Genomic DNA, 18,389 nt, shown 5'->3' on the forward strand with positions numbered 1-18,389 from the left:
CCGCGCAACCCGACCGCCCGACGCAACACCCGATTGCGTGCCGTTCGTAGGGTGGGTGCCAACCCACCGCCCCATTGTCAAAGATCGTCCACCACCACCGGCCCCACCCGGTCGCGCCGCGCCTCGGCCCAGGTGTTCGCGCTGATCGCCAGGATGATCAGCCCGCCCCCCGCCATGACCCAGACCTCCACCGGCTCGCCAAACGCCAGCGCCCCCAGCATCGCCGCCCAGAGCAGCTGCAGGAACGTCACCGGCTGCGTCACCGCCAACGGAGCCGCCCGGAACGCCCGCGCCATCGCATAATGCCCCAGCGTCGCCAGCCCCGCCACGCAGGCGAGCCACCCCACCTGCTCCACCCGCACCGGCTCCCACTGCACCAGCGCCAGCGGCGCGAGGCCCAGCGTCACCGTGACAGACAGCACCGCCACGATGACCGATGCCGGGGCCTCGCGGCTCAGCCGCTTGGCGATGATGTAGCTCATCGAGAAGAACACGGTCGCTCCAAGCTGCGACAGATGCCCCAGCGACAGCTCCCGCACCCCCGGCCGCAGCACGATCAGCCCGCCCGCGACCGCCACCAGCACCGCCGCCACCCGCCGAGCCCCCAGCCCCTCGCCCAGCATCAGGCCGCCGATCACCAGGACCATCACCGGCCCCAGGAAGCCGATCGCCGCCATCTCCGCCACCGGCACCCGCGCCATGGCATAGAACCACAGGATCACCGCCACCACATGCAAGCCGCCCCGGACCAGAAACATCCGCCCCACGCCGGGCGAAAAGCGCATCCCCCGCATCGCCCAAAGGGCAGGCAGGAGGAACATCAACCCAAAGCCAAACCGGATGAAGGCCGACTGCGCCGCGGGCAGTTCCGTTCCGAGGTAGCGGACGATGCCGTTGACCCCCACGAACGAGAGCCCCGCCCCTGCCATCCACAACGCCCCTTCGAGGGGCCGCCCAAGGTCGCCTGTCGCACGCATGGGCGGACAGAAGCCGAAGCGCCCGGCAATGGCAAGGCTCGAAAGCTACCCCTCGCAGGATGCGTGAGTTCACGCACCAGCCTGGTCAAACACCCCTAACACCACCCTGACGCCCACAAACAACCCATTGAAATCCCGCACTCCCCGACCCCGTCCTGCGTGGACACCCCTCAGCTTCCGAAGGCCAGCCCGGCGGCAATCGCCCACATCGTCACGCCCACGCCGACCTCCAGCCAGACCCAGGCTGCGGGCCGCGCAAAGATCGGCGCCAACATCCGCGCACCGAAGCCCAGCGCGGTAAAGAAACTCAACGACCCGCAGGCTGCCGCGATCCCGAAGATCAGCTGATGCGGCGCATGCTGGGCCGAGATCGACCCGATCAGCACCACCGTATCCAGATAGACATGCGGGTTGGCCCAGGTGAGGACCAGGCAGGTCGCCAGCACCTTTCCCAGCGGCGCCGACCCCGCCTCCGACGGCATCAGGGCCTCGCCTCCCTGCGCGGCCGCCCGGAACCGCAGCGCCCCGTAGACCAGCAGGAAGGCGACTCCCAGCCAGCGCATCGCGTCGGCGAACCACGGCACCGCGCCCGAGATCACCCCGAACCCCGCCACCCCCGCCCCGATCAGCACCGCGTCCGACAGCGCGCAGGCCGCCACGACCGCGCCCACATGCTCCTTCCGCAGGCCCTGCCGCAAAACGAAGGCATTCTGCGCCCCGATCGCCAGGATCAGGCTCAGCGCCACCAGATAACCATTCACCGCCGCTTCGAACATCCCGCCCCCGGATTTGCCGGATTGACGGATAGCGGCCCCATCCATCACAATCCAGTTAATCTTCCTGTCTCGAATTAAGTTCTGCTAATGTTTGATCCCGCCAGGCTCGCCGCCCTTGCCGCCGTGCACCGCCGCGGCGCCTTCGACCTCGCGGCGGTCGAGCTGCACGTCACCCCCTCGGCCATCTCCCAGCGCATCAAGGCGCTGGAGGAATTGACCGGCACGCTCCTCATCCGGCGTGGGGAGCCCTGTATCGCCACCGAGGCGGGCCTGCGCCTGATCCGCCACCATGACGAGGTGGCGCTTCTGGAGCGCACGCTTTCCGCCGATCTTCCCGGTCTGCGGTCACAGGCCGCGACCTTGCGCATCGCGGTCAACGCCGACAGCCTTGCAACCTGGGTCATCTCGGCCCTGGCCGCTACCGAAGGCTTCCTGTTCGACCTTGTGATCGACGATCAGGACGTCAGCCAGGACTGGCTCCGCCGCGGCGAGGTCATGGCCGCGATCACTGCGCATCCAGGACCGCTGCAAGGCTGCGACACGATCCCCCTCGGACGCCTCCGCTACCTTGCCACCGCGTCGTCCGGCTATCTGGCGACATGGTTTCCGCAGGGCGTCACCGAACAGGCGCTGCATCATGCCCCCGCTCTGACCTATTCCGACAAGGATCAGTTGCAGACCCGCTGGGCCATTGCCAGGGGACTGCCGCGCCCGGCGCTTCCGACGCACCGGATGGCCGCGTCGCAGGCTTTCGTGGACGGCTGCCTTCTCGGCCTTGGCTGGGCAATGAACCCCGAACCCCTGGTCAGGGAGCATCTTGCCGCGGGCCGGCTGGTCGAGATGGTCCCCGGCACGCCGCTTGACGTGGCACTCTACTGGCAGTTCACCCGCCTTGCGGCACCGGCGCTGCGTCCGGTCACCGAAGCGATCCGGCAGGCCGCCAAGGCCGTACTGATCTGAGACCGCCCGATCAGGTCGGGCTCTTCTCGAAGCACGCTGCCAGCGTATCGCCGGTGGGTCGGGGCCGGTCGCCCGGCAGGTCGCGGGCTTTTCGGCCTCACCGATCCCGATACCCCGGTCCTCGAAGGCTTCCAGATCCTGCTCAGGTCCACCGGCAGCGAGGTCGCCGCCCGGATTGGCCGCGATGCCATCGAGCCGGGAACGTGAAAACGGCGGCGGCCATCGGCGTGCCAAGGCCATGGAACGGGCCGCGATCCTCCTCTCGCTTGTCGCCGGGTGCCGGATGATGCGGCAGATGCCGGCGCTTGCACCTGTTGCCGCCGCCGATCCCGAGACTCTGGCGCCGATCCTCGCGCCGCTGATCGACCGGCTGCTTGACGACCAGGGCGCCCGCAAAAGGAAAGGGCCGCCCGCAGGCGGCCCCGACACCCGGTTTCCCGGCACTCAAAGCTGCGCCGCAACCTCTTCCGAGACGTCGAAGTTGTGCGTCACCGCCTGCACATCGTCGTCCTCTTCCAAGAGGTCGACCAGCCGCGTCAGCTTCTGCGCGGTCTCCAGGTCGACTTCGGTCAGTGTCTGGGGCTTCCAGACCAGCTTCGATTCCGTCGATTCCCCCAGCGCCTTTTCCAGCGCGTCCGAGACCTCGGACAGGTTCTCGACCTGGCAATACACCCAGTGGCCGTCCTCGTCGCTTTCGACGTCATCGGCTCCCGCGTCCAGCGCCGCCATCATCACGTCATCCGCCGACCCGGCGCTGGCGGGATAGGAAATCTCGCCCACCCGGTCAAAGGAATGCGCGACCGAGCCCGTCGTCCCCAGGTTCCCGCCGCATTTGGTGAAGTACGACCGCACGTTCGACGCGGTGCGGTTCAGGTTGTCGGTCAACGCCTCGACGATGATCGCGATCCCGTTCACCCCATAGCCTTCATAGCGGATTTCCGTGTAATCCGCCCCGTCGCCCATCTGCGATTTCTTGATCGCCCGGTCGATCACGTCCTTCGGCATCGACACGGCCTTGGCCGCCTTGATCGCCAGCCGCAGGCGCGGGTTCATGTCGGGGTCGGGCATCCCCATCTTGGCCGCGACGGTGATTTCCTTCGACAGCTTGGAAAATGCCTTCGAGCGCAGCTTGTCCTGCTTGCCCTTGCGATGCTGGATGTTCGCCCATTTAGAATGGCCTGCCATGATGGCCTTACCTCGGTCCCATTTCGGTGATGGCGTCCTCTACACCCGGCAAGGCCGGAAGAGCAACCCCGCCCGCTGCTGCCCTAAAGCGGCCAGATCAGCGGGATCAAGGCGCAGCTGACCAGCATCACGATGATGTTCAGGGGCAGGCCCACCCTGGTAAAGTCCGAAAAGCGATAGCCCCCCGGCCCGTAGACCATCATGTTGGTCTGGTAGCCCACCGGCGTCGCAAAGGCGAGCGTGGCCGAGAACATCACCGCCACCACGAAGGGCCGCGGGTCATAGCCAAGCCTGTGCGCAAGCTCGATGGCGATGGGCGTGTAGATCACCGCCACCGCGTTGTTGGACAGGAACTCGGTCAGGACCAGCCCGATGAAATAGACCGCCAGGATCAGCGCGAAGGGCCCGAGGTTTTCCAGCCAGGGGGCAACGCCGTTCACGATCAGCCCGACCGCGCCGGACTGGTCCAGCCCCTCGCCCACCGCGAGCATCGCGAAGATCATCGCCATCAGCCGCCCGTCGACAAAGCTGAACGCCTCGTCGCTGTCCACGCAATGCGTGACCAGAATCCCCGCCACCGCCAGAAGCGCCAGCGCCAGGATCGGCGCCTGGTCCAGCGCCGACAGCGTGACGATCAATGCCAGCGCCGCCAGCGCGATCGGCGCCTTGTCGCGGCGAAAGGCCATGACCCTGGGCCGGTTCACGTCCAGAAGGCTCATGTCCGCCGCAAGCCGCTGGATATCCTCGACCGTGCCTTCCAGCAGGAGCGTATCCCCCACCCGCACCACCAGATCGTCCAGCTGCCGCCCGATGTTCTGGTTGTGCCGGTGCGCCGCCAGCACATAGACCCCGTAGCGCCGCCGCAGCCGCAGATCGCCCAGCCGGTTGCCCTCCATCCGGCAGCCCGGGCCGATCAGCACCTCGACCGTCTCGGTCTTCACCGACGACAGCTTGTCCACCAGATGCACGTCCTTGCGGGCATGCAGCCCCATCAGCTCGGTCATCTCGGTGCGCAGCACCACCCGGTCCCCGGCTTCCAGCGTCACGGCGCTCAGGTCCCGCCGCAGCGACGCATCGCCGCGCAACACGTCGATCACCCGCACCCCGTCGCGCTTGAAGATGTCGATGTCCAGCACCGGCTGGCCCAGCAGCTGGCTGTCCTCGGGCACCGCGACCTCGGTGAAGAACTTCATCTTCCGCCGGTCGTTCAGCAGCACCCCCATCGACTGCCGGTCGGGCAACAGCTGGTTGCCGAACAGCGCCAGGAACGCACCCCCGGCCAGCGTCACCGCGATCCCCAGGGGCGCGATCTCGAACAGGCTGAAATGCTGGAGCCCCTCCTTCACCGCCACCCCGTCAACCAGGATGTTGGTCGAGGTCCCGATCAGCGTGATCATCCCGCCCAGAACCGTCATGTAGCTCAGCGGGATCAACAGCTTCGACGGGGCCATCCCGATCTTCACCGCCAGCTGCATCACCACCGGAATCATCACCGCGACCAGCGGCGTGTTGTTCATGAAGGCCGAGGCCACGGCGATGGAAGCCAGCAACACCGCCACGGTCGTCCGCGGCCTGTCGCCCGCGTGGCGCGTCACCACGCCCACGACAGCCTCGATCGCTCCGGTGCGCACAAGGCCGCCCATCACCAGGAACATCATCGCGATGGTCCAGGGCGCGGGGTTCGCCAGAACCTCCGTCGCCGCCTTCACCGGCAGGATCCCCAGAACCAGCATCGCCGCAGCGCCGCCGATGGCCGTCACCTCGACCGGGGTCCGCTCCAGCACGAACAGCACGAACATCACGGCCAGGATCGCAAACGCGACCCAGGGCTGGATCTCGGCGGGAATGGATATTCCGAACATCAGGCCTCCACCATCTTTCCCGGCCGCGCCCGCGGCTGCACCAGCGCCACTCCCGCCAGCATCACCGCCAGCGCCAGCCAGACCATGGGCGAGGGCCGCTCGCCCAGAAGCGCCATCGCCCACAGCATGCCCGCACCCGTCACCAGATAGCTCGACTGCGCCGCAAAGACCGACCCCGCCGTCGCCGCAAGCCAGACATAGGTGGCGTAGAGGAGCGCATGCAGCGCCGAGGACAGCGCCAGCGCCGCATCGTCCCGGCCCAGTGGCAGCGGCGAATAGGACTCCCCCAGCGCCAGCATCACCGGCAGGCACAGGACAAGGCCCGTCAGGCTTGCCCCCAGCATCGCCTGCAAGGCGTCCATGCCTTGGGTGCCCCGGTGCGCCACGAAGGTCGCCTCGATCGCATAGAACAGCGGCCCGACCAGCGCCACCGGCAGGAAGGCCGCCATCGCCGCATCCGGCAGGGCCGCCCCCGGTGCCGCCAAGAGCGCCACGCCCAGCAGCCCCAGCGCCAGCCCGGCCAGCCGGAGGGCCGAGAACCGGTCCATCCCCAGGGCCAGCGCCATCGGGAAGGCCAGCATCGGCACTGTCGCGATGATGATCGACATGATCCCGGCCGGCAGATGCGCGACCGAGTAATAGAAGGTCCCGTTCGGGATCAGCGTGCCCAGCACCGCGACGACGACATAGAACCGCAGCGCCGCAGGCGTCAGGAGCATCCCCTTGCGCCGCACCAGCGCAATTGTGCCCAGCACGACGACCATCACCACCTGCTGCCAGAAGATCAGCCCGAAAGGCCCGTGCCCCGTCTCCGTGGCGATCTTGCCCAGGGGATGGGTCGAGCCCCAGCCGACGCCCAGCCAGACCAAAACGCCGACAAGGAACCAGCGCCCCGGCTTCCAGGCGCTTCCCACGCCCGATTCGCGCAGGCCCGACACAAGGCGCCTCCCCTCCCCCTCGTGGGAAGGGGCCGGGGGTGGGGGGCCTGCCACATCAAACCCCGTGTCGACCGTCACGGCAGCGCCTCCTGCAACCGCCCGCCCACCCGGATCATCCGCACCTTCAGCGCCAAACCGGTCCTGTCATCCGTCTCGACATAGACCCCCGAGAGCGTCGCCTCGCCATTCGCGGGCTCGAACCGCCCCTTCGCCATTCCGGTCAGGAACCGGCGCAAGGGTTCCAGCTTCTCCATCCCGATCACGCTGTCATAATCGCCGCACATCCCGGCATCCGACTGGAAGGCCGTCCCCTTCGACAGGATCATCGTGTCACTGGTCGGCACATGCGTATGCGTCCCCACCACCAGCGACGCCATCCCGTCGCACCAGTGCCCCATCCCCATCTTCTCCGATGTGGCTTCCGCATGGAAATCGACGATCGCCGCCTGCACCACGCCCCCCAGCGTATGCGCCTTCAACACCGTCTCCAGCGCCGAGAACGGATCGTCAAAGGGTCGCTTCATGAACACCTGTCCCAGCGCCTGCGTCACCAGCACGCGGCGCCCCTGCGTCGCCTCGAACACCCGGAACCCCTTGCCCGGTGCGACCTTGGAAAAGTTCAGGGGCCGCACGATCCGCGGCTCCTGCTCGATGAAGCTCAGCATGTCCTTCTGGTCGAAGGCATGATCCCCCAGCGTCAGGCAATCCGCCCCCGCCGCCAGCAGCTCCCTGGCATGGTCCCCGGTGATCCCCGCCCCCTGGCTCGCGTTCTCGCCGTTGACCACGACGAAATCCAACCCCCAGGCTGTCCGGAGCCCCGGCAGCCGCTCAATCACTGCCGTCCGGCCCGACCGGCCCACGACATCGCCCAGAAATAGCAGTCTCATGCGCCCCGATTAGGCGGGCGCCCGGATTCCGGCAAGGGGATTGGCGGCCGGAGGGGAAGAAATTTCTCCGAAAAGCCGAAGCTCCCTGCATCTGCTGGCCCCGCAGGGAAATCTGTCCTGAAAGAGCGAAACCGTCCGGAAATTCTCCACCTCCTTCGCGCACCTTCTCTCATTGCTTTGCCTGCCGCCGTCACTACAATTGGATGGAACACACGATTCAACCTCGGGGCGGCCCGAATGCGACTGATCCAGAGTGCCGCTGCCTCGCTCCTGCTCCTTTCCGTTTCCGCTCAAGCGCAGGATTTCCAGGCGGGACTCGAAGCCGCCCAGTCAGGCGACTATGCCGCTGCCCTCGCCGAGTGGCGTCCACTGGCCGAACAAGGTGACGCGGAAGCCCAGCTTTACATGGGCAGGCTCTACATAAACGGCGACGGGGTTCCCAAGGACGCGACCGAGGCGGCAAGGTGGTATCGACTGGCCGCCGATCAGGGCAATGCCGAAGCGCAGAAATACCTTGGGGATTCCTACGCGCTTGGAGCGGGCGTGCCGCAAAGCTTCGAAGAGGCAGCCAAATGGTTCCGGCTCTCCGCCGATCAGGGATTTGCACGGGCTCAGTATGATCTGGGCCACCTCTATCGGACCGGCACCGGGGTTGCGCGCGACATGGACCAGGCCATCCGGTTCTACACCCTTGCCGCTGAACAGGGACATGTTCCTGCACAGTACAACCTTGGCCTCATCTTCATCACTGGCCGGGATTGGACCAAACAGCCCGACCAATCCCTGAAGTGGTTCCGCCTTGCTGCCGAGCAGAACTTTGCCCCCGCGCAGCACAGCCTTGGCGTGATGCTCGAACTCGGCGACGGCGTACCTGCAGATCAGGTCAGCGGATTGATGTGGTACATCCTCGCCAGCGATCAGGGCTACGATCGTACCCTTGCCGATCGGGCAAAGCTTGAAGCCTCCTTGTCCGAATCTGACCGGGCGGAAGCGCTCCGCCGCGCCGAAGCCTGCCGTGCCTCCGCCTTCAAGGACTGCGGCTGAACCCCCGGCCAACGTTGCGATTCGTACCCGATGGTTAACCCCTTCCACGTCTTCCGCGCGTAGAGACGGAAGGAAGACGCAAGGAAGATGGAAAGAAGACGTTCATTTTCCATTCAAGTCAGCAACTTAACTCCCGGAACGCCCCGCCCCGTTCCCCAACCCGCCGCTCCGCGTTATCCCTTCGTTCATGACCACCCTCCCCCCCGCCCTTTCCGACTGGTTCGCCACCAAGGGCTGGACGCTGCACCCCCACCAGCAGGACATGCTGGCCAAGGCCGACGACCCCGCCACCCTCCTCATCGCCCCCACCGGAGGCGGCAAGACCCTTGCCGGGTTCCTCCCCACCCTCGCCGAGCTTGGCCCCAACCCGCCCCCCGGCCTTCACACCCTTTACGTCTCCCCCCTCAAGGCCCTGACCGCCGACATCCGCCGCAACCTGCGCACCCCCATCGAAGGCGCGGGCCTCGCCATCCGGGTCGAGGACCGCACCGGCGACACCTCCTACACCCAGCGCCGCCGCCAGCGCGCCGACCCGCCGCATATCCTCCTGACCACCCCGGAAAGCCTCGCCCTCCTCCTCAGTTACGAAGACGCCCCCCGCATCTTCGCGGGATTACAACGGGTTATCGTCGACGAACTCCACGCCCTCGCCGAATCCAAACGTGGCGACCAGCTCGCCCTGCAACTCGCCCGCCTGCAAAGCCTGAACCCAAACCTCCGCCGCATCGGCCTCTCCGCCACGGTCGAGAACCCCCCGGCCCTCGCCCGTTTCCTCGCCCCCCAGACAACCATCCTCGAAGCCGACCCCGGCCCCGACCCCGACATCTCCATGCTGGAAACCGAGGCCCCGCCCCCCTGGTCCGGCGGCGGCGGCCGCTACGCCATCCCCGCGATCCTGAACGAGGTGTCCCGTCACAAAACCACCCTCATCTTCCACAACACCCGCGCCCAGTGCGAAATCTTCTTCCACGACCTCTGGCTTGCCAACACCGGGGACCTCCCCATCGGCATCCACCACGGCTCCCTCTCGCGCGAACAACGCGAGCGCGTCGAGCAGGCGATGACCGCCGGAGCCCTCCGCGCCGTCGTCTGCACCGGCTCGCTCGACCTCGGCATCGACTGGGGCGATGTCGATCTCGTCATCCAGGTCGGCGCGCCCAAGAACGTGAAACGCCTCGTCCAGCGCATCGGCCGCGCCAACCACCGCTACAACGCGCCCTCCAAGGCGCTTCTCGTCCCCGCGAACCGCTTCGAGGTGGTGGAATGCCAGGCCGCCCTCGACGCCGTCCGCGCCCACACCCTCGACGGCGAACCCCGTGGCCCCGGGCCAAAGGATGTCCTCTGCCAGCACCTCCTCGCCACCGCCTGCGCTGGGCCGTTCGACGCCGATCAGCTCTACGCCGAAGTCACCACAGCCGGACCCTATGCCCTTCTCACCAAACAGGAATTCGACGCCTGCCTCGACTTCGTCGCCACCGGCGGCTACGCGCTGAAAGCCTACGACCGCTGGCAGCGCCTGAAACACACCAACGGCACATGGCACCTCCGCGACCCCCGCGCCGCCGCCCTCATCCGCCAGAACCTCGGCACGATCATCGACACCGATCTCCTGAAGGTCCGCCTGCGCAACCAGGGCGCCCCCCTCGGCGAGGTCGAGGAAGACTTCGCCGCCTCCCTCACCCCCGGCGACACTTTCCTGATCGGCGGTCAGGTTGTCCGCTACGAAGCCCTGCGGGAACTCACCGTCGAGGTCTCCCGCACCCCCGGCCGCGACCCCAAGGTCGCCGTCTTCTCCGGCACCAAGTTCTCCACCTCCACCCTCCTCACCGACCGCATCCTGCAGATCTTCCAGCAGGACCGTTGGCCCGACCTCCCCGCCCACACCGCCTGGTGGCTCGCGAAACAGCGCGAGGTCTCCCGCCTCCCCGACCCCGCCTCGCTCCTCCTCGAATCCTTCCCCCACGACGGCCGCGAACACCTTGTCGTCTACGGCTTCGCAGGCCGGAACGCCCAGCAGACCCTCGGCCTCCTCCTCACGAAACAGATGGAATCCCAGGGCCTTGCCCCCCTCGGCTTCGTCGCCACCGACTATGCCACCCTGATCTGGGGCCTCGACCCCGTGACCGACCCCGCCCCCCTCTTCGACCTCGCCACCCTCCGCGACGGGCTCGAAACCTGGCTCTCCGGCAACGCCGTCATGAAGCGCACCTTCCGCAACACCGCGATCATCTCCGGCCTCATCGAGCGCAGCCACCAGGGCCGCCGCAAGACCGGGCGGCAGGCCACCTTCTCCTCCGACATCCTCTACGACACGCTCCGCCGCTACGACCCCGACCATCTGCTCCTCAAGATCACCCGCGAGGAAGCCCTGCGCGGCCTGATCGACTTCTCCCGCATCGAACAGCTCCTCGCCCGCGTCGGCCCGAACATCGACCTCATCCGCCTCGACCGCGTCACCCCCCTTGCCGCGCCCCTCTTCTTCGAACCCGGCCGCATCCCCGTCGAAGGCGCCGGCCGCGATCGCCTCGCCGCGACGCAGGCCCAGGCCCTGATGGAAGCCGCCGGCCTCGCCTAAGCCCTTTCATACTGGCCCAAATATCCCCGCCGGAGGCTCCACCGCTTGCCAGCGGTCCAGCCGTCAGGCACAGAGAACCCCATGCACCACGCGCTCTTCTTCCACGGCGAAACGCTCCACCTGCTGCCCTCCGGCGCCCTCTTCTGGCCCGCCCGGAAAACCCTCGCCGTCTCCGACCTGCATCTCGGCAAATCCGAACGTCTCGCCCGCCGGGGCGGCACGCTGCTCCCCCCCTACGAGACGCAGGCCACCCTTGAAAAACTCGACCGAGACCTGGACCACACCGGCGCGGAAACCGTCATCTGCCTCGGCGACAGTTTCGACGACCTCGCCGCCGCCGAGGGGATCGAGGAAGCCGCCCGCCTCTGGCTGATCCGTCTGATGGCCGGAAAGGACTGGACCTGGATCACCGGCAACCACGACCCCGGTCCCATAGAAATCGGCGGCTCCCATCGGGCAGAGTTGAAGCTCCGGCCCTTCACCTTCCGCCACATCGCCGAGCCGCAGGACAGGGCCGAGATTTCAGGCCATTATCACCCGAAAGCCAGCCTTGCGGGCCAGTCGAAACCCTGCTTCCTCGCCGATGCCGCGCGCCTGATCCTGCCCGCCTACGGCCTCTACACCGGAGGCTTGCGCAGCCATGACACCACGCTCACCACCCTGATGGCAAAGGACGCGCTGGCCATTCTCACCGGCCCGCGCGTCCTTGCCATTCCCATGCCCCGGTAGGGTGCGCTACAGCGCACCTCAGGCCGTCAGCCCCTCCGGCTCCGCCAGCCCGTTCGCCCGGCAGCAGGCGGTCAGCGTGTTCGCCAGCAGGCAGGCGATGGTCATCGGCCCGACCCCGCCCGGCACCGGGGTGATCGCGCCTGCCACTGCCGCCGCGCTCTCGTAATGCACGTCGCCGACCAGCTTCGCCTTGCCGTCGCGCTCGATCCGGTTGATGCCGACGTCGATCACCGTCGCCCCCGGCCGCACCATGTCGCCGGTGATCATCTCCGGGCGGCCTACCGCCGCCACCAGAATATCCGCCCGCTTGCAAACCTCGGCCAGGTCCTTCGTGCGGCTATGCGCGATCGTCACCGTGCAGCTGTCGCCTAGCAGCAGTTGCGCCATCGGCTTGCCGACGATATTCGACCGCCCCACCACAACCGCGTTCAACCCCGCCAGCTTGCCATGGTGATCCCGCAGCATCATCAGGCACCCCAAGGGCGTGCAGGGCACCATCGACTTCTGCCCCGTGCCCAGCAAGCCGACGTTCGAAATGTGAAATCCGTCGACGTCCTTGGCCGGGTCGATCCGGTTGATGACCAGTTCCGAGTTCAGATGGCCGGGCAGCGGAAGTTGCACGAGAATCCCGTGGACTTTCGGGTCCGCGTTCAGCTGGTCGATCAGCGCCAGAAGGTCCGCCTCGCTGATGGTTGCATCCCACCGATGTTCGAAAGAGGCCATTCCGACCTCGACGGTCGAGGCATGCTTGTTCTTCACATAGACCTTGGAGGCCGGGTCCTCGCCCACCAGCACGACCGCGAGGCCCGGCTGCAACCCGTTCTCCTCGCGCAGCCGCGCCACATGCTCTGCCACCTCTGCCCGCACCTTGGCCGCAAAGGCCTTGCCGTCGATCACCTTGGCCGTCATCGGATCATCCCTTCCGCAAACTGTCAGGGCCCAGGCGGCTTTCCTCGCGCGCGATGGACCAGTCGATCAGCCGCCGCCAAAGCTTTTCCACCAGATCGGGCGGCAGCCCGTGGGTCACGGCATGGCGGCGGACGTTTGTCACCACTTCCTCGACGCGGCTCCCGATCCTTGCAGGCAGGTCGACCTCCGCCTTGATCTCGGCCGCCCGGTCGATGAACCCCGCCCGTTCCGCGAAGAGGCGGACAAGGTCTTCGTCCAGCCGGTCAATCTCGGCCCGGATCTCGGTCATCGTCGTGCAATCGGCGGGCTTCAGCATCGAAACTCTCCCTTTCAGGCTGCCCCCGAGATAAGGGGACAGCCCGGAAAGGGCAATGCGACCGCTTAGAACAGCCCTTCGACCTGGCCCGCGTCATTCAGACGGATCACTTCCGCGCTCGGCACCTTGGGCAGGCCCGGCATGGTCATGATCTCGCCGCAGATCGCGACGATGAAGCCTGCACCGGCGCTGAGCCGCACTTCGCGCACCGGAACGGTGTGCCCCGTCGGCGCACCGCGCACCGTCGGGTCGGTGGTGAAGCTGTACTGCGTCTTCGCCACGCAGATCGGCAGGTTGCCGTAGCCAGCCGCTTCCCAAGCCTTCAACTGGTCGCGGATCGCCTTGTCGGCGATCACGTCATCGGCATGGTAGATGCGCTTGGCGATGGTCTGCAGCTTCTGGAACAGCGGCATCTCATCGGGGTAGAGCGGTGCGAAATTGGCGCTGCCGCCTTCCGCCAGGGCGACAACCTTCTTCGCCAGATCCTCGATCCCGGCCGAGCCGTTCGCCCAATGCTTGCACAGGATCGCCTCGGCGCCCTGTTCGGCGACATAGGCTTTCACGGCGGCCACTTCGGCATCGGTGTCGGAATAGAAGTGGTTGATCGCCACCACCACCGGCACCCCGAAGGACTTCACGTTGGCGATATGGCGGCCAAGGTTCGGGCAGCCCTTCTTCACCGCTTCCACGTTCTCGGCGCCCAGATCAGCCTTCGCCACCCCGCCGTTCATCTTCATCGCGCGCACGGTGGCGACGATCACGGCGGCGGCAGGCTTCAGCCCGGCCTTGCGGCACTTGATGTCGAAAAACTTCTCGGCGCCGAGGTCGGCCCCGAAACCGGCTTCCGTCACCACATATTCACCCAGCTTCAGCGCGGTCTTGGTCGCGATGACCGAGTTGCAGCCATGGGCGATGTTGGCGAACGGGCCGCCATGCACGAAGGCCGGGTTGTTCTCCAGCGTCTGCACCAGGTTCGGCTGCATCGCGTCCTTGAGGAGCACCGTCATCGCGCCGTCGGCCTTGATGTCGCGGCAGTAGATCGCCTTCTTGTCGCGGGTATAGGCCACCACAATGTCGCCCAGCCGCTTCTGCAAGTCTTCCAGGTCATTCGAGAGACACAGGATCGCCATGACTTCGGACGCCACGGTGATGTCAAACCCGGTCTGCCGCGGGAAGCCGTTCGACACGCCGCCCAGCGAGACGACGATGTCGCGCAGCGCCCGGTCGTTCATGTCCATGACCCGGCGCCACACCACCCGGCGCTCGTCGATCTTCAGCTCGTTGCCCCAGTAGATGTGGTTGTCGATCATCGCCGACAGGAGGTTGTGGGCGGAGGTGATCGCGTGGAAGTCGCCGGTAAAGTGAAGGTTCATCTCCTCCATCGGCACGACCTGCGCCATGCCACCGCCGGCCGCCCCGCCCTTCATCCCGAAGTTCGGGCCAAGGCTGGCCTCGCGGATGCAGATCACCGCCTTCTTGCCGATCCGGTTCAGCCCGTCGCCCAGGCCCACGGTCGTCGTGGTCTTGCCCTCGCCCGCAGGCGTCGGGTTGATTGCCGTCACCAGCACCAGCTTGCCGTCGGGCTTGCCCGCCAGCGACTTGATGAACTCCTGGCCCACCTTGGCCTTGTCATGGCCGTAGGGCAGCAGGTGCTCCGAGGGGATGCCCAGCTTGGCGCCGATCTCCATGATCGGCTTCTTCTTCGCTTCGCGCGCAATCTCGATGTCGGTCTTGAAGGCCATTTGCGTCTCCCGGGGGCAAACTCGTGCTGTTTGCGACGTGATACCGGGCCAGACGCGCATATCGAAGGCGGTTTCCGACCTGAAAGTCGCGAAATTCGCCCTGCGACGTTTCCGATACGAAACTGCGGAACGTTTATACGAAATCCGCACCATATGGAACGTTCATTCCATAAACTTGTCCCGCACCGCCGCCCATGGCCGCTGCGCCGGGACGAACAGCTTCACCTCGTCGCCCAGCCGCAACACTCCCTCGCGTTCCACCCAGGCGGTCACGCCGCGCTTGCCCATCGCCGCAGGCTTGAACCCCTTGCCCTGCCCCGGCCGCGCCTTCTCGATCGTCACCGCGGGCTCCTGGCAGGGCAGGTTCTCCATATCGACGACCAGCGTCACCCCGTCCGGCCCCTGCAACCGGCTGGAGGGCGGCAGATGCGTCAGGTCGGGGATGCCTTCCAGCACCAGCGAGGCCCCAACCCAGGCATAGTCCATCGCCGGGAGCCCCATGGTCGCCGCGACCTCAGCCATTTCCTCGGCGCTGACCACGCACAACTGGCGGACATTGCGGATTTCCGTGTCGCGCTTGTACAGCATCGTCACCCGGCTGCACGAGGGCCGCGTCACCCCCGCATGCACCTCTCCCGCAAAGCCCGCAAAGCTCAGTGGCATCTCCTTCACGGGGGCCGAGGTGATGACCAGCTTTTCCACCGGCACCGGCTGGTAGCCAAGCCAGGTGACGCGGGCGGTGTAGGACGACGGGATCAGGGTCGGCATTCAGGCTCGCTCCAGGGTGAAGAACACGCGGGTGAAGGGAAACAGCACCCGGCCATCGGGCAGGGCGGGATAGGCCTGCGCCAAGGCCAAGTCATAGGCGGCAACATAGGCTGCCACTTCCTCCCCGGTCATACCCTGCACAAAGCGCCGCATCGCCGTACTTTCGGTGAAGGCGCGGACCGGATGCCCCTGCGCCACGGGGTCAAGCATCTGGATGTAGTCCGTCGTCCAGGCCCGCACTTCGCCCAAAGGCAGCAGCATCTCGGCATAGTCCCCCGCCTGCAAGACCGGCGACGGAGCAACCGGGAAACGCCCCGGAAACAGCCGCTCCGCCACCTCGCGCAGAAGCCGGTGAGACGGCGCCGCCTCCTGCCGCGGCATCTGCACCGCCAGCACCCCGCCTGCCGCCAGCATCCGCGCCAGCCGGGGCATCAGCGCCGCATGGTCTTGCAACCAGTTCAGCGCGGCGTTGGAGAAGATCAGCGCGGGTGGAGCGGGCGGCGACCATTGCGCGATGTCGGCCTGGATCAGCCCGCCGTAAAGCGGGTTCTCCCATTGCGTCATCCGCCCGGCCGCCTGCTCCAGCATCGCGGACGAGGCATCGACGCCGATCAGGTCATGCTTCGGCCTGAACCGCGCTGCCAGCGCAGGCCCCACTGCCCCGTCGCCACAGCCAAGGTCGATCACGTCGCCCTTGGGCAACTCCCCCACCTGCGCCAGCAAATCCAGCGCCGGACGCAGCCGCAGGTCGCGGAAAGCGCCATAGCGCGCAGGATCCCAGTCCGTCGGGGACGGCGGACTCACAGCCATTTCTTCCACTTGAACAGGAGATAGGGCACCACTGCCGAGACGACCATCGCCAAAAGCGCCAGCGGATAGCCCCAAACCCACTGCAATTCCGGCATATGGACGAAGTTCATCCCGTAGATGCTGGCGATCAGCGTCGGCGGCAGGAAGACGAAGGCCACCACCGAGAAGATCTTGATCACGTCCGACTGCCGGATGTTGATGACCCCCAGCGTCGCGTCCAGCAGGAACCGCACCTTGTCGGCCTGCACAACCGCAACTTCGCGCAAGCTGCGGATGTCTTCCAGCAGCACATGCGCCGTGGCCTTTTCCGCAGCCGCCAGAACCGGGCTGCCCGACGGATCGCTTGCCGCTACCAGATAGCCCACCAGCCGCAAGAGCGTGCCCAGGCTCTCGTTCACCTTGCCGTTCAGGTCTTCCGCCCGTCCGATCCGCTGCAACACCACCGGCAGCGTCTCGGCCTTGCCGCTGGGCCGATGCGCCGCGAAGATCGCCGTCGACAGCACGTCATGCCGCCGCGCCTCGCCCTCCAGGATATCGGCCAGCCGGTCCACCACCGCCTCCAGCATCGCCAGCAGGATGGCCAGCCCCGAGGCGAGCGGCGTGTCATGCCGGGCGGCCCAGTCGGCGAAATACTTCATCGACCCCGGATGATGATAGTGCACCGTCACCAGCCGCTTCGGCAGCACCACGAAGGTGACAGGCCCGATCTCCGTGTCGCGCGCCTCATGGCTGGCCACGACCTGAGCGGTCAGGAACAGCGCGCCCTTTTCGCGGTAGATGCGCGAGGAAACCTCGATCTCCTGCATGTCCTCGCGGGTCGGGATGTCGATGCCCAGCGCCGCCTCGACCGCGTCTTCCTCGGCTTCGGTCGGGCAGCTCAGGTCGATCCAGGTCGCCTCGCCCAAATGGCGGTCGGACAGGTCCAGCCGTTCCAGCCGCTCGGCCCGCGTCGCGAATGCCGTGATCATCTGCCGCCTCCAAGCCGCCGTCCGGGCAGGTTAGCGGCGGGGGCGGAAAAGCAAAAGGCCCCGGCGATGCGGGGCCTCTCGATGCTCAAAGCGGCGCCGGTTCCGGCTCGGGTCCGGGCTTCTTCGCCCGCCCCTTGGTCTTCGGGATCGCCGTGACCGAAGCCGAGCCCCCGCCCGACGGCGGCGCATCGGCACTGTCATCGCCGCCCAGGGGTTCCCCGGCGATAACCTTGCGGATCTCGTCGCCGGTCAGCGTCTCGTATTCCAGAAGGCCCTTGGCCAGCCTCTCCCATTCCTCGTTCTTCTCGATCAGGATGCGCCGCGCCGTCTCATAGCCCTCGTCGATCAGGCGCTTCACTTCCTGCTCGATCAGGCGCTTGGTCTCCGCCGAAACCGAGAAGCCCCCGGTGTTCCCGGAATAGCCGTCCGCCGCCTCGGCATAGTCGATGTTGCCGACCACATCCGACATGCCCCAGCGCAGTACCATCGCGCGGGCCAGCGCAGACGCCTGCTGGATATCGCCCGACGGCCCGTTCGACACCGCGTTCTCGCCCCATTTCAGGACTTCCGCGGCCTTCCCGGCCATGGTCATCGCAATGCGCTGCTCGCACTGGTCCTTGTGCCAGTTCAGCCGGTCCATCTCCGGCAGGCTCATCACCATGCCGAGCGCGCCGCCGCGCGGGATGATCGTCGCCTTGTAGACCGGGTCGCATTTCGGCAGCGCCATCCCGACGATGGCATGGCCGCTTTCGTGATAGGCGGTCATCTCCTTCTGGTCCTGCGTCAGCACCATCGACCGCCGCTCCGCCCCCATCATCACCTTGTCCTTGGCGGACTCGAAGTCGATCATGGTCACGAACCGCCGCCCCGCCCGCGCCGCCATCAGCGCCGCCTCGTTGACAAGGTTCATCAGGTCAGCCCCCGAGAATCCCGGCGAGCCGCG

The 18,389-nt window shown here is 66.9% G+C and carries 16 protein-coding genes and 2 pseudogenes; 5 read left to right on the forward strand and 13 right to left on the reverse strand.

Annotated features, from left to right (window positions below; all coding sequences use genetic code 11):
- Positions 1-77: 77 nt before the first annotated feature.
- Complete coding sequence (locus tag JNL31_RS03180) at positions 78-977, reverse strand: DMT family transporter (protein WP_294969861.1); 900 nt, start codon at positions 975-977, stop codon at positions 78-80.
- A 170-nt stretch (positions 978-1,147) separates the two neighbouring features.
- The gene (locus tag JNL31_RS03185) at positions 1,148-1,753 is read right to left on the reverse strand and encodes a LysE/ArgO family amino acid transporter (RefSeq protein ID WP_294969906.1); all 606 of its coding nucleotides are present in this window, start codon (positions 1,751-1,753) and stop codon (positions 1,148-1,150) included.
- Positions 1,754-1,840: 87 nt separating this feature from the next.
- Between JNL31_RS03185 and JNL31_RS03190 the strand changes: the two genes are divergently transcribed.
- Together JNL31_RS03190 and JNL31_RS19115 are read left to right on the forward strand one after the other, a co-directional pair.
- A complete protein-coding gene (locus JNL31_RS03190) occupies positions 1,841-2,713 on the forward strand; it encodes a LysR family transcriptional regulator ArgP (RefSeq protein ID WP_294969864.1) in 873 nt (290 codons plus the stop codon).
- Positions 2,714-2,951: 238 nt separating this feature from the next.
- Positions 2,952-3,077: pseudogene (locus tag JNL31_RS19115) on the forward strand (hypothetical protein); the annotation flags it as partial.
- An 80-nt stretch (positions 3,078-3,157) separates the two neighbouring features.
- Here JNL31_RS19115 and JNL31_RS03195 read toward each other — a convergent pair.
- From JNL31_RS03195 to JNL31_RS03210, 4 genes are all read right to left on the reverse strand, one after another.
- On the reverse strand, positions 3,158-3,898 hold the full coding sequence (locus JNL31_RS03195; RefSeq protein ID WP_294969867.1) for a YebC/PmpR family DNA-binding transcriptional regulator: 741 nt from the start codon (positions 3,896-3,898) through the stop codon (positions 3,158-3,160).
- A gap of 83 nt (positions 3,899-3,981) precedes the next feature.
- Complete coding sequence (locus JNL31_RS03200; RefSeq protein WP_294969870.1) at positions 3,982-5,760, reverse strand: SLC13 family permease; 1,779 nt, start codon at positions 5,758-5,760, stop codon at positions 3,982-3,984.
- Entirely contained in the window at positions 5,760-6,698 is a 939-nt protein-coding gene (locus JNL31_RS03205; protein ID WP_294969872.1) for a DMT family transporter, read from the reverse strand. Before JNL31_RS03205 ends, JNL31_RS03200 begins: the two co-directional genes overlap by 1 nt.
- 74 nt (positions 6,699-6,772) lie before the next feature.
- Positions 6,773-7,585, reverse strand: coding sequence for a TIGR00282 family metallophosphoesterase (locus JNL31_RS03210; protein ID WP_294969874.1), 813 nt, complete (start codon positions 7,583-7,585; stop codon positions 6,773-6,775).
- Between the two features lie 237 nt (positions 7,586-7,822).
- On the opposite strand from JNL31_RS03210, the gene JNL31_RS03215 reads away from it, so the two are divergent.
- The 3 genes from JNL31_RS03215 to pdeM all read left to right on the forward strand — a co-directional run bounded on the left by JNL31_RS03215 (position 7,823) and on the right by pdeM (position 11,933).
- Positions 7,823-8,629, forward strand: coding sequence for a tetratricopeptide repeat protein (locus JNL31_RS03215; protein ID WP_294969876.1), 807 nt, complete (start codon positions 7,823-7,825; stop codon positions 8,627-8,629).
- A gap of 187 nt (positions 8,630-8,816) precedes the next feature.
- Positions 8,817-11,204 carry a ligase-associated DNA damage response DEXH box helicase gene (locus tag JNL31_RS03220; RefSeq protein ID WP_294969879.1) on the forward strand — a complete coding sequence of 796 codons (2,388 nt, stop codon included), beginning with the start codon at positions 8,817-8,819 and terminating at the stop codon, positions 11,202-11,204.
- An 81-nt stretch (positions 11,205-11,285) separates the two neighbouring features.
- Complete coding sequence (pdeM, locus tag JNL31_RS03225; protein WP_294969882.1) at positions 11,286-11,933, forward strand: ligase-associated DNA damage response endonuclease PdeM; 648 nt, start codon at positions 11,286-11,288, stop codon at positions 11,931-11,933.
- An 18-nt stretch (positions 11,934-11,951) separates the two neighbouring features.
- Here pdeM and folD read toward each other — a convergent pair whose 3' ends face one another.
- From folD to JNL31_RS03260, 7 genes and pseudogenes are all read right to left on the reverse strand, one after another.
- Entirely contained in the window at positions 11,952-12,842 is an 891-nt protein-coding gene (folD, locus tag JNL31_RS03230) for a bifunctional methylenetetrahydrofolate dehydrogenase/methenyltetrahydrofolate cyclohydrolase FolD (RefSeq protein ID WP_294969885.1), read from the reverse strand.
- Between the two features lie 4 nt (positions 12,843-12,846).
- Entirely contained in the window at positions 12,847-13,158 is a 312-nt protein-coding gene (locus JNL31_RS03235) for a chorismate mutase (RefSeq protein WP_294969888.1), read from the reverse strand.
- Positions 13,159-13,223: 65 nt separating this feature from the next.
- On the reverse strand, positions 13,224-14,900 hold the full coding sequence (locus JNL31_RS03240) for a formate--tetrahydrofolate ligase (protein ID WP_294969891.1): 1,677 nt from the start codon (positions 14,898-14,900) through the stop codon (positions 13,224-13,226).
- A 162-nt stretch (positions 14,901-15,062) separates the two neighbouring features.
- On the reverse strand, positions 15,063-15,668 hold the full coding sequence (locus tag JNL31_RS03245; RefSeq protein ID WP_294969894.1) for an MOSC domain-containing protein: 606 nt from the start codon (positions 15,666-15,668) through the stop codon (positions 15,063-15,065).
- Positions 15,669-16,478, reverse strand: coding sequence for a methyltransferase domain-containing protein (locus JNL31_RS03250; protein ID WP_294969898.1), 810 nt, complete (start codon positions 16,476-16,478; stop codon positions 15,669-15,671).
- Positions 16,469-17,446 (reverse strand): magnesium transporter CorA family protein, encoded by a 978-nt coding sequence (locus tag JNL31_RS03255; protein WP_294969901.1) that lies wholly within the window; start codon positions 17,444-17,446, stop codon positions 16,469-16,471. Before JNL31_RS03255 ends, JNL31_RS03250 begins: the two co-directional genes overlap by 10 nt.
- An 85-nt stretch (positions 17,447-17,531) precedes the next feature.
- Positions 17,532-18,389 (reverse strand): annotated as a pseudogene (locus JNL31_RS03260) (cell division protein FtsH); the annotation flags it as partial.

The organism is Tabrizicola sp. (genome assembly GCF_016792905.1).
In the GTDB taxonomy this organism is placed as follows: Bacteria; Pseudomonadota; Alphaproteobacteria; order Rhodobacterales; family Rhodobacteraceae; genus Tabrizicola.

What these genes read in the sequence shown, in the direction of transcription:
- JNL31_RS03180 (WP_294969861.1), bottom strand. Translation starts at nt 977, where the DNA reads ATGCGTGCGACAGGCGACCTTGGGCGGCCCCTCGAAGGGGCGTTGTGG.
- JNL31_RS03185 (WP_294969906.1), bottom strand. Translation starts at nt 1,753, where the DNA reads ATGTTCGAAGCGGCGGTGAATGGTTATCTGGTGGCGCTGAGCCTGATC.
- JNL31_RS03190 (WP_294969864.1), top strand. Translation starts at nt 1,841, where the DNA reads ATGTTTGATCCCGCCAGGCTCGCCGCCCTTGCCGCCGTGCACCGCCGC.
- JNL31_RS03195 (WP_294969867.1), bottom strand. Translation starts at nt 3,898, where the DNA reads ATGGCAGGCCATTCTAAATGGGCGAACATCCAGCATCGCAAGGGCAAG.
- JNL31_RS03200 (WP_294969870.1), bottom strand. Translation starts at nt 5,760, where the DNA reads ATGTTCGGAATATCCATTCCCGCCGAGATCCAGCCCTGGGTCGCGTTT.
- JNL31_RS03210 (WP_294969874.1), bottom strand. Translation starts at nt 7,585, where the DNA reads ATGAGACTGCTATTTCTGGGCGATGTCGTGGGCCGGTCGGGCCGGACG.
- JNL31_RS03215 (WP_294969876.1), top strand. Translation starts at nt 7,823, where the DNA reads ATGCGACTGATCCAGAGTGCCGCTGCCTCGCTCCTGCTCCTTTCCGTT.
- JNL31_RS03220 (WP_294969879.1), top strand. Translation starts at nt 8,817, where the DNA reads ATGACCACCCTCCCCCCCGCCCTTTCCGACTGGTTCGCCACCAAGGGC.
- pdeM (WP_294969882.1), top strand. Translation starts at nt 11,286, where the DNA reads ATGCACCACGCGCTCTTCTTCCACGGCGAAACGCTCCACCTGCTGCCC.
- folD (WP_294969885.1), bottom strand. Translation starts at nt 12,842, where the DNA reads ATGACGGCCAAGGTGATCGACGGCAAGGCCTTTGCGGCCAAGGTGCGG.
- JNL31_RS03235 (WP_294969888.1), bottom strand. Translation starts at nt 13,158, where the DNA reads ATGCTGAAGCCCGCCGATTGCACGACGATGACCGAGATCCGGGCCGAG.
- JNL31_RS03240 (WP_294969891.1), bottom strand. Translation starts at nt 14,900, where the DNA reads ATGGCCTTCAAGACCGACATCGAGATTGCGCGCGAAGCGAAGAAGAAG.
- JNL31_RS03245 (WP_294969894.1), bottom strand. Translation starts at nt 15,668, where the DNA reads ATGCCGACCCTGATCCCGTCGTCCTACACCGCCCGCGTCACCTGGCTT.
- JNL31_RS03250 (WP_294969898.1), bottom strand. Translation starts at nt 16,478, where the DNA reads ATGGCTGTGAGTCCGCCGTCCCCGACGGACTGGGATCCTGCGCGCTAT.
- JNL31_RS03255 (WP_294969901.1), bottom strand. Translation starts at nt 17,446, where the DNA reads ATGATCACGGCATTCGCGACGCGGGCCGAGCGGCTGGAACGGCTGGAC.